This window comes from Rhodococcus sp. 05-2255-3B1 (assembly GCF_002258545.1).
Lineage (GTDB): Bacteria > Actinomycetota > Actinomycetes > Mycobacteriales > Mycobacteriaceae > Rhodococcoides.
Genome location: NZ_NOZC01000010.1, coordinates 1 through 13,985, shown reverse-complemented (window position 1 = coordinate 13,985; position 13,985 = coordinate 1). Strand labels below are relative to the sequence as shown.

Genomic DNA, 13,985 nt, shown 5'->3' with positions numbered 1-13,985 from the left:
CGGGGCATCGGCATCGGGCTCGGCGTACACAGCGACACTGGCCAACCCGGCATCGGCGGCCGCCCGGATCACCCGCACCGCGATCTCACCACGATTGGCAACAAGAACCTTGGTGATCTGAGCACTGGCATGGCTGGGCACTGAGCCTCCTACGGATGTGTTTCTCGCGTGCTTCGTTACGAACGTCACGTCGGAGTCTAAGCACCGGCACTGTCATCGCTGCAATCGGTCCGTACAGCTGCAGCGGATCGAGGACGCGTCGCAGCGAGCTACTGATTGGTAGCGATCTGACCGGTGTCGGTATGTCCGATATCGGACCGGTGGTGGTCCGGAAGAGGGAATCGCGCGGTCCCGGTGTCCGCCACATCGGTCAACAGCTTCCGGAAGGCACCGACGTACTCGTGCACCCGAGCGGTCGCCTGCTCGGTGTTGGGGTAGCGAGCCGCGATGTTGATTCCCTGCGGCGTGCGGTTGATCCAGATGTACACGTCGTGCTGGTACTGCTTGCTGCGCAGTGCTCTGGCGTTCCAGTCCGGCCAGTGCTCGGCCGCAGGCGCGAACCGTACGTCCATGAAGGAGACGACGAAGCGCGGGCGGGCGGAGTAGCCCAGAGTGGTGAACACCCGATCGAGAGGAACGCGGGCGATCGGTTTGGTCTTCTTCACCTCGGCCGAGGCCGCCGCGACCACCGAACCGAACGAGTCGGCACCGGCGATGTCGAACGAGATGGGGCACAGTCCGACGAACCAGCCGAGTGCGGAGGCCCACTGGGGCTCGTCTCGGGTGTGCACCGGCGTTACCGTACGGAAACGACTACCCCCGCCCAGTTCCGAGCCGGTGATGGCGAGTACCGCGAGCAATCCCGCGAACAGGCTGTGTCCTGTCTTGCGACACGCGACCGAGAACGAGTCGGCCTGCTCGGGGTCGAGCACCCACGCGGACAAACCGCCTTGCGGCAGATCGTCCGGACTCGGATCGCCGATGTCGAGGGGGAACGCCGGTAGTTCACCGTCGCCGTCGACCAGGAAGTCTCGCCAGATCCTCACGGCGTCGTGCGAATGTTCGAGCTCAGCATTCCTTTCGCGTTCGGAGGAACCGAAGTCCAGGTAGCTGCCGGCCTCGAACAGGGCAGCAGGCGCACCGCCGAGTTCCTCTCCGTACAGAGCAGCGATCTCGTGCGCGACCAACACCGTGGACAAACCGTCGATGATGGAGTGATCCGCTGCGAAGAAGACGGTGATCGGACGCGTCTCGTCCACCGGTTCGAGAGTCACGAAGGCGTAGGCGGGCCAGATCAACGGTGAGGTGAACTCGTCGAACAGATACTGCAGGTGCTCGAACACCTCGCTCGATTGCGCGCACCGTTCCTGCTCGACCTGCCAGATGTCGATGGCACCCTGCGCCGCGGTCACCCGCGTCATCTCGCCCGTCACCTCGTCGATCGACGCGCTCGACCGCATCGCCTCGTGCCGGTCGATCCAGTTCAGAACTGCCCGGCGGAACGCGGGTTTGTCCAGGGGGCCCGCGATCTCGAAGGCCGCGCCGAGCCATGATTCACGGCCGCGACGAGGACTGCTCAGGCTCGTACGAAGGTGCGCCTCGTGGACGTAGGACGTCGGCCTGGCGTCGGGGTGCCACCCTGCGGCCTCAGGAGTGCGGGCCTGCGGACCGACGCTGGGTATCCACTCGGTGAGCGTGCCCGCGGGAACCGCGTAGTCCGCCAACTCCGTGAACTCCATATCGGCAGCAACCAACCTTCGTCGTCAGCGTCGGGGGACTGGGCATCGATGCCCTGCCGCGGAGTCTAACGACGACCCGTTGTATCGATCAAGACGACGGCGCGCCACCGCGCCGTCGCCGGTCGACCGTCAGCGAAGGTGACGCTTGATCCGCGCCAGCATCGCCGACATGCCGCGCAGTCGGAGCGGGCTGACCGCGTCGCTCAGCCCGAGCGCCGAGTAGAAATCGTCGGGTACGTCGAGGATCTCCTGCGAGCCGAGGCCGTCGAGTCCCTGCGCGAGGATCGAGGCGAACCCTCGCGTGGTCGGCGCTTCCGGCGGGGCGCTGAAGTACAGCCGGACTCGCTCGGGATCGGCGGCGTCCACCGACAGGAACAGCGGAGACTGGCATTCCGGCACCGGCTCCATCGCATCCTGGGCAAGGTGCTCCGGCAGCGGAGGAAGTTCACGACTGAACTCGAGCAGAAGCTGCAGCTTGTCCTGTCCCTCCACCGCGGCGAAGTCCTCGACGATCTCGGCCAGCGACTCCGGCAGGGCACTCATCGAGTGGCCGGAGCCGATCCGGGCTCCTCGCCCTTGGCGATCGGAACGCGGACGGCGTTGCCCCATTCGGTCCACGAGCCGTCGTAGTTGCGAACCGACTGGTATCCGAGGAGATGGGTCAACACGAACCACGTGTGGCTCGAACGCTCACCGATACGGCAGTACGCGATCACGTCGTCGGTCGCAGACGTGCCGGAGTAGATCTCGTCCAGTTCCGAACGAGAACGGAAGCGTCCGTCCGGTGCGGCTGCCTTGGCCCAGGGGATGCTCACGGCGGTGGGGATGTGACCTCCGCGCAATGCGCCTTCCTCGGGGTAGTCGGGCATGTGGGTGCGCTCGCCCGTGTACTCGGCGGGGGAGCGCACGTCGATCAACGGCACCGTTCCGAGCGAGCCGAGGACGTCGGAGGCGAACGCGCGGATGGGCGCGTCGTCGCGTTCGATCACCGGATACTCGGTTGCGGGGAACTCGGGCACATCGAGGGTGGTGTCGCGGTTCTCCGACAACCAGGCGTCGCGGCCGCCGTCGAGCAGACGCACGTCCTGATGTCCGAACAGCGTGAAGACCCACAGTGCGTACGCGGCCCACCAGTTGCTCTTGTCGCCGTACACGACGATGGTGTCGTCCCGGGAAATACCCTTGCGGCTCATCAGCTTCGAGAACTGCTCGCCGTCGATGTAGTCGCGGGTGACCGGATCGTTGAGGTCGAGATGCCAATCGATCTTGACCGCGCCGGGAATGTGGCCGACGTCGTAGAGCAACACGTCCTCGTCGGATTCGACGACGCGAAGGCCGGGGGTGCCGAGATGAGCGGACAGCCATTCGGTCGATACGAGACGATCCGGATGCGCATAGTCGGCGAACGTTGCGGTGGAATCGGTTGGTACAGGCACGTATCGGCTCCTACGGAAGATATTCGGCTGGCGGCCCGCCCGGGGGTGAACGGTCTGCACTCTCGATCCTATGCGGAACATCTGTCGAGGGGCGGGAGTGGAGCCTGCGGAATGACCTCAGGGGGCGGGAGTGGAGCCTGCGGAACGCAGTTTGTCAGGGCGTGAGGGCTGCGCTCTCGGGTTTCGCTGCGGAGGCCCGCATGAGTGCGATCAGTTCCGCGGTGAACGCAGTCATCACCGAGTGTGCCGTTGCCGTGTCGGGGAATCGTGATCGCAGTGCCAGGCCCGATGCGGTGCGGGAGACCCAGAACTGTGCGTCGTCGGAGACCGTGGCATTGCTGATGTGGTGTGCGTCGGTTCGGTCGAAGCGCTCGTGTCCACCGATTCTGGTGTAGTCGATGTAGGACACCATGAACACGTCTCGACGCGACAGGGTGAAGGCGTCACCGAGGTTGTTCAGTACCTGGGGGATCGGAACTGTGCTCAGAGGTAGTGCCGCGCGAAACGCTGTGTGGGCCGCGGTGATCGTGTCGGTGAGATCTCGTTCGACCTCCACGGTCATGGGAGCGTTGGTGGTGAACCAGCCCAGTGCTCGTGAGAAGTGCTGCTGATGGCGGGTGTGCAACGGGAACAGGAACGGAACACGGTTCGGTCCGCCCGTGCCTGCGCAGGCCTGTGCGATCGCTGCGACGACCCCGGCGAACATTCCGGCTCCGGAACGGGCGCAGAGCTGCTCGAAGTCGGCGGTGTGCCGCGCGTCGAGCAAGGAGGTGACAGTCGTTGCCTGAGGCGCTGTTTCACCCTCGGCGACGCCGAGGTCGAACGGGAAGCGCGGCGTGGTGCCCCCGCACTCGGTGAGGAAGGTCGACCACTGCACCATGCGCTCGTCCGTTGGATCGACGAGTGGCTGGGTTGCTTCGATGCGGCAGTATTCGACGAACCCACCGACGGGAGGCAGGTCTGTCTCCTGGTTCGACGGGCAGCGGCGGTAGGCCTCGTACAGGGTGTGGATCTCGTCGACGACGACGGCGATCGACATGGCGTCGACGTTGGAGTGGTCGAAAGCGCACAGGATCGTCGAGGTGTCCGGTCGGTCGATTCCGACGCAGGTGTACGACGGGAATCGTCGTGCATCGCAGTGCAGTTCGAGCGTGCTTCGGAGGTGATTCCGGAGCGTCGACGCCGAGGAGAAGGTGGTTCGAGTGGATTGCCTCATCTCCACCGAACCCGGTTCGTGGAGCGTCCGCTCGATTCCGTCCACCACGCGAACGAAGGAACTGCGCAGGGTGTCGTGGCGGTCGATCAGGCGCTCGAAGGCCCACTCGAGCGCCCGGATGTCGAGGTTGCCCTGCACTTCGAAGGCCCCGGCTATCCAGACGCGCTCGGCCTGCTCGAGATCACCGAGGTGAAACCGCTGGTTGAACGACGGTGGGACCGGTGAGGGTTGCGGATTCCCGGTGACGACGGCGGTGAACTCGACGACCGTGCCCGCGCGTGGGGTGTACTCAGTGATCGAGGTGACCCGCACCGGCCGGCTCCTGAACGAGATCGTCGTGCGTGAGGCGGTAATCACCGTCGCGTGCAATGGCTTCGAGCACGTGGGCCAGATGATCGTGGTAGCGCTTCACCGCTGCGGCCGCAACGTCGGTGTCAGGGGTCTGGGCCACCAGATACAAGTGCTCACCGTCTCGGTTGATCCACATCGATGCGTTCGACGTCGAACCCTCGCCGGTGAAGTGCTCGGCGCGGGTGTCCGCGTCTCGTCCGACGCCGGGGAACCAGCGAAAGTCGATGTACGAGAGCATGTTCGGGCTCACTGCCAACTCGCTACCCAGAGTGCCGTCGGCGGCGAGAGCACCCAGTACGGCGTGCACCGGGGCCTCCGCGATCCGTTTGGCCTGCTCGAAGCCTCGGTGGGCCAGAACGGCGACGTCGGAGAACCTGTCGTTTCCTGCCACCTCGAACGCGACCGGAGCGAAATTGACGAACCACCCCTGGGATTGCCCGTAGTCACCGTGGTGCCGGGTACTGAGCACGGTGATCCCGAAGTAGTCGGTGGTTCCGGCCAATTCGAAGTCGGTGATCCCGACCGCAGCGAATATCCCGCTGCTCATGCGGGCTCCGGCGGCTTTGCACGCGGCGTCGAATGCAGCGGTCAGTTCTTTGTTCAACAGGTCGCGTTCGACGATGCGAACGGGAGCTTTCTCGCCGGGCGCGAGTCCGAGGTCGAGTGGGAAGCGAGGCATGCGGCCGTCGTGCCGGGTGAAAATGTCTCGCCAAGCGGCGATTTCGGGAGAATCGGCCCCGAACGTCGCGGCCCGCGCCCGCTCGTCGGCGGCGTATTCCAGATGGCTACCTGCCTGCGCAGGGATCGGTGCGTCCGCACCGGTCTCGAGCGCGTACAGGTCCGCCAACTCGCTGATGACCAAGGCCTGCGAGCCACCGTCGGTGAACGCGTGGTCTGCGCCGTAGTACAGGGTGAAGCTGCCGGGCCTGGCCACCACGCCGACGACGAATCCCGGCCAGGAGTCCGCGGTCGCCTCGGACGAGAAGCGCCCCCGTACGTAGCGTTGGAATTCGTCGTCGTCCGTCGCTTCTCCGGCGTCGGTCACTTCGAACGCCGCGACCTCGGGTGGAGCGAGATGCCGAACGACGTCGTTTCCCTCGACCTCGAACCAGCATCGAAGACCCTCGTGCCGCAGCACGTAGGCGGCCAGTGCGCGTCTCATCGCGTCCGTGTCCACGTCACCGTCGATCTCGGTTGCCACCCCGGTGTACGCGGTGTGAACGTCGCCGCGTTCGCGGGCCGCCCACGCGGCCTTGAGATGGTCCTCCTGGAGAAACGAGGCCGGAGCCGAATCGACAGGTGCCGCTTCGGCACTCGCCCGGGCAGCCGACGTGGGGTGCCATTCGAGCAGCCGACCGGGAGCGGGATTCCACCTGCCCATAGCGGTGATGATCATCGTCGCTTCGTCCTCCTCGATACGGGCCGCGGGTTGATTCGATGGCTCACTCTGCGGCGACGGTCACCGACCGAGAGGCCGACGTGAGCACCGTATCGGTACCGCAGTCGGAGTCGATCACTGCCGTCAGCACGGCGACGAACTCGGTGATGAAGCGGTGGACGTTGGTGGACGCGACGTCCGAGCTGGGGAAGCGTGCGGAGATGTTGAGCCCTTGAAGCGTCCGGTTGACCCAGAAGTAGACCTCGTCGTCGGCGTGGCAGTTGCTTCGCAGAGCCCGACCCTTGCGGCCCTGCCACTGGTCGGCATCCGGAAGGAACCGAAGGTCGATGTAGGACACCACGAATCGCGGAATTTCCGTCGACTCGAGGATCTGGGCGATCTTCGAGTACGGCATCCGTGCCAACCCCTTGTTGGCCGCGCCTGCAGTCGCCGCGGCCTCGATCGCCTCCCCGAACGTGCGAGCGTTGTCGAGCTCGATCTCCATGGGCAGGATTCCGACGTACCAGCCGACCGCTGCGGCCCACTTCTGTTCGTCTCTGGTGTGCATCGGCATCACGGTGCGCAACGTCGTGCGGCCGGACAGGCGAACGTTCGTCAGCGCCAGAGCGGCGAGGATCCCGGCCTGCATGTTGTACCCGGCGGCACGGCATGCGGCGTTGAAGGCATCGGATTTGTCGGCGGTCAGCAGCCAGGACGAAATACTGCTCTGCGCGGCCGGGCCGCTGCCGGTCGGCGACCGGTCGACCGACACCGGAAGGGGAAACGCAGGAAAGCGTCCGTCCTCGACGGCCAGGAAGTCCTGCCAGGTGCGCACGGCGCTGTGGTCACCGGTCAGCGTCTCGCCGAGAGTCCGCTCGGCCTGGCTGAAGTCGACATAGCTGCCGACTTCGGGCAATTCCGGGTCGACGCCCTCGAGAGCGTGTGCGTAGAGCCGGTCGATCTCGTTGATGGCGTAGATCTGGCTGTAGGCGTCCATCACCGAGTGGTCGGCGGCGAACGCGAGCAGGAACGACTCTTCGGGCCCGTCCGAGAGAGCGCGGGAGGCGTCGTCCGGTTCGATGGTGGCGAGGACGAAGTGCGGCCACGCCGTCGGAGAGACAGTTTCGCCGAACCAGGAGTGCAGATGGCCGAAGACCTGAGTTTCGGTACGTGGTTCGGTGTGTGCCCGATCGGTCACCTGCACTGCATCCGTCGGTGCGGTGTAGCGCAGCCAGGAACCGGATTCCTCGTCGCGTCGAACCTTGGTGCGGAACGCCTCGTGACGACCCATGTACGCGGCGATGGTTGCCCGCACTGCCTCGACGTCGTAGCGGCGGTGGATCTCGAACACCGTGCCGATCCACGAGCCCGGCGCGCTGCGCTCGCAATGGTCCTGGTGCGTGAACGACAGCCCACGGGGGTCCGGTGCCCAACGGTCGTCGTCGACGCGGGGGACCCACTCGGTCAGACGACCGGCGGGGAGGGGGTAGTCGGCGAGTTCGGTGTATTCCATGGGAGTCCTCTTCCGTTCCGGGCTCGGTCGGCGGTGTGCGGCGTTGGTTCGGTATTGCACGTTGGATTACGGTCGAGTCGATCGTGTAAACCTGTCAGCGGTGTTCGTGCAGCCGACCGGTCGTTTATTCGATTGCTGTTCGATTGCTGCTTTCCGCGTTGAAAGAACAACTTCATTGCCGTCGACCCGAAGTGAGTTCAGAACACACGATAGGGCGAAAGCGAATTTATTTCGCGACGCGTAAAAGTAATACTTCTCACTGTCGAACGTCTTGACCCGCAGGTCTCCGATCGGCAGTCGACGGGGTGTCCGATTGTCCAATCTTACGATCGAGTCACTGATTTTGCTGGTCAAGATGATGACAGTTCACAATCGCAGTGTGGCGCAGATTGTCCACCGAGTCGAAGAACGACCTGGGCCACTGAATGGCCCGAACATGGTGTGGAACACAATCGACCCCCTTTTCCGTGCATATATTGCCGAATGTGAATGCATCGGTGATGGAAAATCGACACCACTGCCCCTGTTTCTCGGATGTAGTAGGTTCGGCGCGTGACTCGAATTGGATTTGCCGATCACCTATTCTTGCGAATGCATCACGGCATCGGATATCCCGTCTACAACCAGTTCTTGTGGTGGTTCGACGAATCCGTTCAGCGGGCAGATCTGGAAAAACTACGGGGCAACCTGTCCGACGGTCTGCTCGCGCGCCGGGTGGTCGCATCGACGGTGCCGACGGCACGCGATCGATGGGTGCCCTCGACCGTCTCCCATTCACTGGATTTTCACCCACACGTCATCGAACCGACCGACGTTCTGGCGTGGGCCGACGACCGCCTGGACCGCGACATCGATCCCGAGACCGGTCTCGGGTGGCGACTGGCAGCGGCACCCTTGGCGAACGGAGGGACGGTGCTGTCGTTGGTCGCTTCGCACATGGTCGCCGATGGCGGTGCTCTGATCGCCGCGTTCGTTGCCGCCAACTCCGCGTCCGAGCAGCCTCGGTCGATACCGGGCGCGGACGGCATCGCGGCGCTCGGCTCGGACCTACGAGATGCCGTGGAGCAGGTGCGGTCCGTCGCCGGCTGGTTGGTGAACACCGCTGCGTCAGCACTTCCGAGCTCCGCCCGATCCGGTGAGGACGCTGCTGTCCCACCCTCGCAGCCACCCCGCTCGCAGCCGACTCGCTCGCAGCCGACCGCCGGAGTGGTGGACGAAGACTGGGTATCGCCTCACGCGGTTGTGGAGGTGGACGCGACGGCCTGGAGAGCAACCGCCGAGCGATGGGGTGGCACGTCGAATTCCCTGTTCATCGCGGTCCTCACGGCAGCCTCCGGGCAGGCCGGGCGAGCCTCGATCGGAGACTCGCTGCAGTGGTCCCTGCCGGTCAGCGATCGCACCGCCGACGACACCCGGTCCAACGCCACCAAGATCGTCAAGATCGAGGTGCCCGTCACCGATGCGGGCGACCGGGATCTGTCGACGATTCGGAAGACCAGCAAGGCGGCGTTCACCGCCTTCGCGGCCAGGCAGGCTGCAGGCCTGCCGCCCGCGGGCATCTCGCAGGCCCTCGTGCAGATGCTGCCCGACGCGGTGGTCGCGCGTGTTCCGCAACCACGTGACGGTGCCGAAGGTCTGGCATCGAACCTGGGCGTTCTGCCCGAGGTCTTCACCACGGTGGCCGGCGTTCGAGCTCGCGCCGTATCGGGCAGAGCAACCTTCGCAGGTGCCGACGCCGCGTTCGCGCGATCGCTGGACGGTGGCCTGACGGCGTGGTTGTGCGAGACGGACGAGAGCATCACCCTGACCGTCCACGCCATGGATCCGGATCGATTCGTCGACGACCGGGCACTGCGTGACCACGTGGCGGGTGCGTTGGGTCGCTGGGAACTGACCGCGCGTTTCTGGTGACTGCGTCAGCGGCTGTGCGCTGCTGCCTCGGTGATGTCGGCAGCTGCGCTCACCGCGGTTGCGGTCGGAGCGACGGTGGCGGCGAGTCGGCGCGCCGCCTGCCTGGCTCGGTCGGTGGTGATGTCGGTGATTCCCTGCTGCAGAACGGATTCGGTCAATGCCGAGAATTTCGTGCTGGTCCCGGCTCCGATCCGGCGCAGCGCGGCTCCCCAGAACGGCTGATCGGCGCTGAACCAGCAGACGAGCGTCGGAAGACCGGCCCGTGCCGTCGCAGCCGTCGTACCCGCGCCGCCGTGGTGGACCGCAGCCAGGCATCGCGGGAGAATGCTCGCATGATCGACCGACTCGACGATCATGATGTTCGAGTTCGACTGGGCCGCAGCAAGATCGGCACCGGTGAGATCGCTCCAGCCGGCACAGACGAGAGCGCGAACGCCCAGCCGTCCGGTCACGTTCTCGATCATGCGCACCAGTGCGGTGGGATCGGGCACGGGCATGCTGCCGAATCCGAAGTACACCGGCGCGGAACCTGCCTGCAGCCATTCCTCGAGCGCAGGATCGACGTCCGCGCGACCGCTGCTCAGCCCCAGGAATCCGACGAACGGCCGTTGCGGGCCCCACTGTTCGGCGAGTCCGGGAAACAGCGCCGACTCGTAGGCCTGAATCTCCACTCCGCCGTAGCGTTCGGATCGAACCGGCAACGAATGCCGCGTCGGGGCCAGGCCAAGGGAGACTCTCTGCGCGTTCTCGCGAGCCTTCATGGACTTCCAGCGCATCGACTCCGCCAGCGCCCACATCGATCGGTTGACGTAGCCGGGCAACGCGGCTCCCGGGGTCACGGGCACGACGTCGTTGCGCCGAAGCGGGCAATAGTGCAGTGCCACAAAGGCATTTCCCGCAGACTCCGCCACGTTGAACGCTATCTCCTGCCCCAGCGAACCGGTGACGACCGCGTGGCAACCCTGGGCCATCGACTCGAGTTCGGCTGTCATCCGGTCCCAGCCGTGATTGGCCAGTTCCGCGAGTGCCGCAATCTTGGTCCGCGGGTTGCGCGACTTGATGCGCACCCTGACCAACTCCGACTCCAACAGTTGCTGGGTGTCCGGCCCGAACGAGACCACGCTGACTCGTTCGGACTCAGCCGTTTTCGCTTGCGCGAAGTCCATCAGGTTCGGTGGTGCGCCGAACACCACGTCGTGTCCGCGATCGGCGAGTTCGACGCCGAGGGCAAGACCGGGCGTCACGTCACCGCGACTGCCGTTGAATGGCATCACGAACTTCATAGGGTCACTCGCAGTCGCGTCGGCGTGGAAAACGCCCTCAACCTACCAGTCCTGCCCGGCGCAGTCGGGTTGGGAAAACATATGGCGGGAAACACATTTGCGGCCCACCTGCGTCCGCGCTTGCGCAGCGATAGTCTCGCGTAGTGGAAAGACTGACGTACGACGACGACCTGTTCCTCCGCATGGAATGTGTTCTCGGGGTACCTGTGGTGAACCAGATCGTCTGGCGGTTCGACCGCGCCGTCGCACCGGACGCACTCCGATCGATGTGGCGAATGCTCGCCGCAGGCCCCATCGATCGATCCGTTCGGCGGGCCCGGGTGCCCGGAGCCCGGGACAGTTGGACCGCAGCTCGTCGAGCCGCCGATCCGGTGGTCATCGGATCACCGATCGCCCGCGGGGCGGTCGACAGGTGGATCGAGGACGAGGCCGCCGTGACATTGGACCCGATCGGGGGACCGGCGTGGCGTCTGTCGGCCACCTCGGTGGACGACGGCGGCACGGTCGTGTCCTTGGTCGGCTCGCACGTCGTCGGCGACGGCGGCGCCCTCACCTCGGCGGCAGCGGCCGCGCTGGCCGGGCACGCTGTGCCCGACGATTTCGCGCGCGTCGGTCTCGATGACGGTTCCGCGTCCGCGTCCGCGACGGCGATCTCGCGAGCCGATCTGTCCGATGGTCTCGGCCGTTTCGGTGTGGCGCTCTCGGGTGCGGCCCGAGCGCTCGGCCGCACCGCGGTGGAAGCGATGCGGGCGCGCACCACGGCGTCCGCCGCCCCGAGCACGGTCGTGCCGGACGGCTCCGGTGCGGATCGTCCGCGGGTGATCGTCGCACCTGCGGAGGGTGCGTGGACGCCGAGCACCGTCGTCGTCGATTGCCTGTCCTCCGAATGGTCCGCTGCCGCAGCGAGCAAAGGCGGCAGTTCCAACAGTCTGCTGGTGGCGGTGGTGCTCGGCATCCTGACCGGGAGCGGCCGAGTCTCCACGGAGGACCGGGTGCGCGTCGCCCTCCCGGTCAGTACCAGGACTGCAGGAGATCGACGTGCCAACGCGACGTCCGGTGTCTCGATCCACGTCGACCCAGGAGCGGGGTACCTCGACGATCTCGGAGCGATTCGAGCAGCGAGCAAGAAGGCATTCAGAACCCAGGCCGATCACTCGGTCACGACGACATTCGAGCTCCTCAAGCCGCTGATGCAGTTGCTGCCCGACGCGATCGTGGCCAAACTCGCGGCGTCGGGCTCGGCACCGCTGTGCCTGTGCTCGAATCTCGGTGCCCGAGGTGTCGCACTGCGCGCCATCGGTGGTGTCGACGCCACCGCGGTGGCGATGAGGTCGATCACGCAGAACACCGACGTGGCCTTGCTGCGCCGCACCGGCGGTGGCGTCAGTGCCTGGTGGAACGAATCGGGAGAACGGGCGACCCTGTGCGTCACCGGGCTCGATCCGGACAGCTTTCCCAGCAAGGAACACCTGCGAGGGCTGGTGGAGGCGGAGTTCGATCGATGGGGTCTGACGCCCGAATTCTGGTGATCTCGAGACAAGTCACAACTGCGGGCGAGGACGGATTTTCGGCCGGATCGCCGGTGAGGCTATGCTTTCCGACTGTTCGAGTGTTCGGGCAGGTGTGAGAAAGGGGAGCGATCCATGGCAGTGGTCGTGTTGTTCGGGTCCGAGACCGGTACGGCCGAGGAGGTCGCCGACAAGATTGCGGACGTGCTCAGCGATCATGACGCCGAGGTGCGCGACATGCTCGAGTACGAGGTGTCCGATATCGATACCGACGACTTCCACGTGGTCATCTGCTCCACCTACGGAGACGGAGAGCTCCCCACCGGTGCGGAACCCTTCTTCGACGCACTCGTGGAGGATGCTCCCGACCTCGCGGGACTGCAGTTCGCGGTGTTCGGTCTCGGCGACCGGGTCTACGAGGACACCTTCAACCGCGGCGGCGAGATCATCGCAGAGAAGCTCACCGAGCTCGGCGGCAAGCAGGTCGGCACTCATGCTCGCCACGACAGCTCGTCGAACATCAGGCCGAAGACCATGGCCGAGGAGTGGGCTCGCGAACTGATCGACCTGCTGCCCTGACGGTGGCATTCGGCTTCGGCACCCCACCGGCAGGCGGGGCCGAAACGGTCAGGACGTGCTGTCCCACAGGGCGGCCAGGGACGTACCCACCCGAGTGAGCAGGGTACGCACCAGCGGTAGGCCTATGCCGATCACCGACGACGGATCGCCCTCGATGCGGTCGACGAACCAGCCGCCGAGACCGTCCAGCGTGAACGCCCCCGCCACCGACAACGGTTCACCGGAGTCGAGGTAGGCCTCGAGATCCACCGAGGACGGCGTCGCGAAATGCACGACGGTTCTACTGTGCGCTGCGGCCTGCGCCACCACCACGCCGTCGGTCACCCGGAGCACAGCGTGGCCGGTCAGCAATTCGCCGCTGTTGCCCGCCATGGACTGCCATCTGGCGCGCGCAACGTCGACCGAATGTGGCTTTCCGTGCAGTTCGCCGCCGATCGCCAACATCGAATCGCAACCGACGATCACCAGATCGTCGGTCGAATCCGCGAACGTCTCGGCTACCGCCGCAGCCTTGGCTCGGGCCAATTCCGTGACCACGGTTTCCGAAGACACCGACGGCCCGAGTGCATCGGTCAGCGCATCCTCGTCGACTCCCGACACCCGAACGATCGGCTCCACCCCGGCGGCGCGCAGCACCGACAGGCGCGCCGGCGACGCCGACGCCAGGACCAGACGAACAGGGCCCGGCGCAGGGTCGGAGGACCGGACCGTCACCGCGTGTAGCGTCCCGACGCGGCGTACGAATACGCCGACTGAGCCGCGAACCGGCGGTGCAGCAACACCGGCGAACCCCACAGCTCGCCGGGGCGAGAATCGCCCGTCGACTCCGATCCGCCTTGCGCAGCCGTCAGAACCGTCACCAGCGCGGCGAGGTCCTCGTCGCTCGGATTGCCCTTCACCACTCGAACGGCAGCAGGACTCGCAGAGACCACCTCGTCGGAATCGGCTGCGACGAGGTTCGCGTCGTTCGCTGCGTCGTCGTTCGTTTCGCTCATAGTGGGATGTTTCCGTGTTTCTTGGGTGGGAGGGTGACTTGTTTGCGTTCGAGTAGTCGTAGTGCGGTGACGATCT

At 65.7% G+C, this 13,985-nt stretch carries 13 protein-coding genes; 3 read left to right on the top strand and 10 right to left on the bottom strand.

The window, feature by feature from the left end:
* The 7 genes from CH249_RS08280 to CH249_RS08250 all read right to left on the bottom strand — a co-directional run.
* The coding region (locus CH249_RS08280; RefSeq protein ID WP_143544384.1) for a biotin carboxylase N-terminal domain-containing protein at nucleotides 1-141 on the bottom strand (141 nt) is incomplete at its 3' end.
* 128 nt (nucleotides 142-269) lie between these two features.
* On the bottom strand, nucleotides 270-1,739 hold the full coding sequence (locus tag CH249_RS08275; protein ID WP_032397639.1) for a condensation domain-containing protein: 1,470 nt from the start codon (nucleotides 1,737-1,739) through the stop codon (nucleotides 270-272).
* Nucleotides 1,740-1,868: 129 nt separating this feature from the next.
* On the bottom strand, nucleotides 1,869-2,282 hold the full coding sequence (locus CH249_RS08270; protein WP_032397640.1) for a SufE family protein: 414 nt from the start codon (nucleotides 2,280-2,282) through the stop codon (nucleotides 1,869-1,871).
* On the bottom strand, nucleotides 2,279-3,175 hold the full coding sequence (locus CH249_RS08265; RefSeq protein ID WP_032397641.1) for a sulfurtransferase: 897 nt from the start codon (nucleotides 3,173-3,175) through the stop codon (nucleotides 2,279-2,281). Before CH249_RS08265 ends, CH249_RS08270 begins: the two co-directional genes overlap by 4 nt.
* A 154-nt stretch (nucleotides 3,176-3,329) precedes the next feature.
* Complete coding sequence (locus CH249_RS08260; RefSeq protein WP_179273049.1) at nucleotides 3,330-4,703, bottom strand: condensation domain-containing protein; 1,374 nt, start codon at nucleotides 4,701-4,703, stop codon at nucleotides 3,330-3,332.
* Complete coding sequence (locus CH249_RS08255) at nucleotides 4,681-6,138, bottom strand: condensation domain-containing protein (RefSeq protein WP_094683635.1); 1,458 nt, start codon at nucleotides 6,136-6,138, stop codon at nucleotides 4,681-4,683. The genes CH249_RS08260 and CH249_RS08255 overlap by 23 nt, the downstream gene beginning before the upstream one ends.
* Before the next feature lie 46 nt (nucleotides 6,139-6,184).
* Nucleotides 6,185-7,633, bottom strand: a complete 1,449-nt coding sequence (locus CH249_RS08250; RefSeq protein ID WP_094683634.1) for a condensation domain-containing protein — start codon at nucleotides 7,631-7,633, stop codon at nucleotides 6,185-6,187.
* Between the two features lie 591 nt (nucleotides 7,634-8,224).
* Between CH249_RS08250 and CH249_RS08245 the strand changes: the two genes are divergently transcribed.
* Entirely contained in the window at nucleotides 8,225-9,544 is a 1,320-nt protein-coding gene (locus CH249_RS08245) for a hypothetical protein (RefSeq protein ID WP_094683633.1), read from the top strand.
* A 5-nt stretch (nucleotides 9,545-9,549) separates the two neighbouring features.
* On the opposite strand, the gene CH249_RS08240 is transcribed toward CH249_RS08245, so the two are convergent.
* Complete coding sequence (locus CH249_RS08240; protein WP_256988200.1) at nucleotides 9,550-10,815, bottom strand: glycosyltransferase; 1,266 nt, start codon at nucleotides 10,813-10,815, stop codon at nucleotides 9,550-9,552.
* A gap of 155 nt (nucleotides 10,816-10,970) precedes the next feature.
* Between CH249_RS08240 and CH249_RS08235 the strand changes: the two genes are divergently transcribed.
* Together CH249_RS08235 and CH249_RS08230 are read left to right on the top strand one after the other, a co-directional pair.
* Nucleotides 10,971-12,356 (top strand): hypothetical protein, encoded by a 1,386-nt coding sequence (locus CH249_RS08235; RefSeq protein WP_094645290.1) that lies wholly within the window; start codon nucleotides 10,971-10,973, stop codon nucleotides 12,354-12,356.
* 114 nt (nucleotides 12,357-12,470) lie between these two features.
* Nucleotides 12,471-12,914 carry a flavodoxin domain-containing protein gene (locus CH249_RS08230; protein WP_094631625.1) on the top strand — a complete coding sequence of 148 codons (444 nt, stop codon included), beginning with the start codon at nucleotides 12,471-12,473 and terminating at the stop codon, nucleotides 12,912-12,914.
* Between the two features lie 48 nt (nucleotides 12,915-12,962).
* On the opposite strand, the gene CH249_RS08225 is transcribed toward CH249_RS08230, so the two are convergent.
* Both CH249_RS08225 and CH249_RS08220 read right to left on the bottom strand, forming a co-directional pair.
* Nucleotides 12,963-13,628, bottom strand: a complete 666-nt coding sequence (locus CH249_RS08225) for a nucleoside triphosphate pyrophosphatase (RefSeq protein WP_256988199.1) — start codon at nucleotides 13,626-13,628, stop codon at nucleotides 12,963-12,965.
* Nucleotides 13,625-13,909 (bottom strand): acyl-CoA carboxylase subunit epsilon, encoded by a 285-nt coding sequence (locus tag CH249_RS08220; protein ID WP_094683631.1) that lies wholly within the window; start codon nucleotides 13,907-13,909, stop codon nucleotides 13,625-13,627. Before CH249_RS08220 ends, CH249_RS08225 begins: the two co-directional genes overlap by 4 nt.
* Between the last annotated feature and the right edge of the window lie 76 nt (nucleotides 13,910-13,985).

Excerpts from the sequence above, each read along its gene's own strand:
- CH249_RS08275 (WP_032397639.1), bottom strand. The coding sequence starts at position 1,739 with ATGGAGTTCACGGAGTTGGCGGACTACGCGGTTCCCGCGGGCACGCTC.
- CH249_RS08270 (WP_032397640.1), bottom strand. The coding sequence starts at position 2,282 with ATGAGTGCCCTGCCGGAGTCGCTGGCCGAGATCGTCGAGGACTTCGCC.
- CH249_RS08255 (WP_094683635.1), bottom strand. The coding sequence starts at position 6,138 with ATGATCATCACCGCTATGGGCAGGTGGAATCCCGCTCCCGGTCGGCTG.
- CH249_RS08250 (WP_094683634.1), bottom strand. The coding sequence starts at position 7,633 with ATGGAATACACCGAACTCGCCGACTACCCCCTCCCCGCCGGTCGTCTG.
- CH249_RS08245 (WP_094683633.1), top strand. The coding sequence starts at position 8,225 with ATGCATCACGGCATCGGATATCCCGTCTACAACCAGTTCTTGTGGTGG.
- CH249_RS08240 (WP_256988200.1), bottom strand. The coding sequence starts at position 10,815 with ATGCCATTCAACGGCAGTCGCGGTGACGTGACGCCCGGTCTTGCCCTC.
- CH249_RS08230 (WP_094631625.1), top strand. The coding sequence starts at position 12,471 with ATGGCAGTGGTCGTGTTGTTCGGGTCCGAGACCGGTACGGCCGAGGAG.
- CH249_RS08220 (WP_094683631.1), bottom strand. The coding sequence starts at position 13,909 with ATGAGCGAAACGAACGACGACGCAGCGAACGACGCGAACCTCGTCGCA.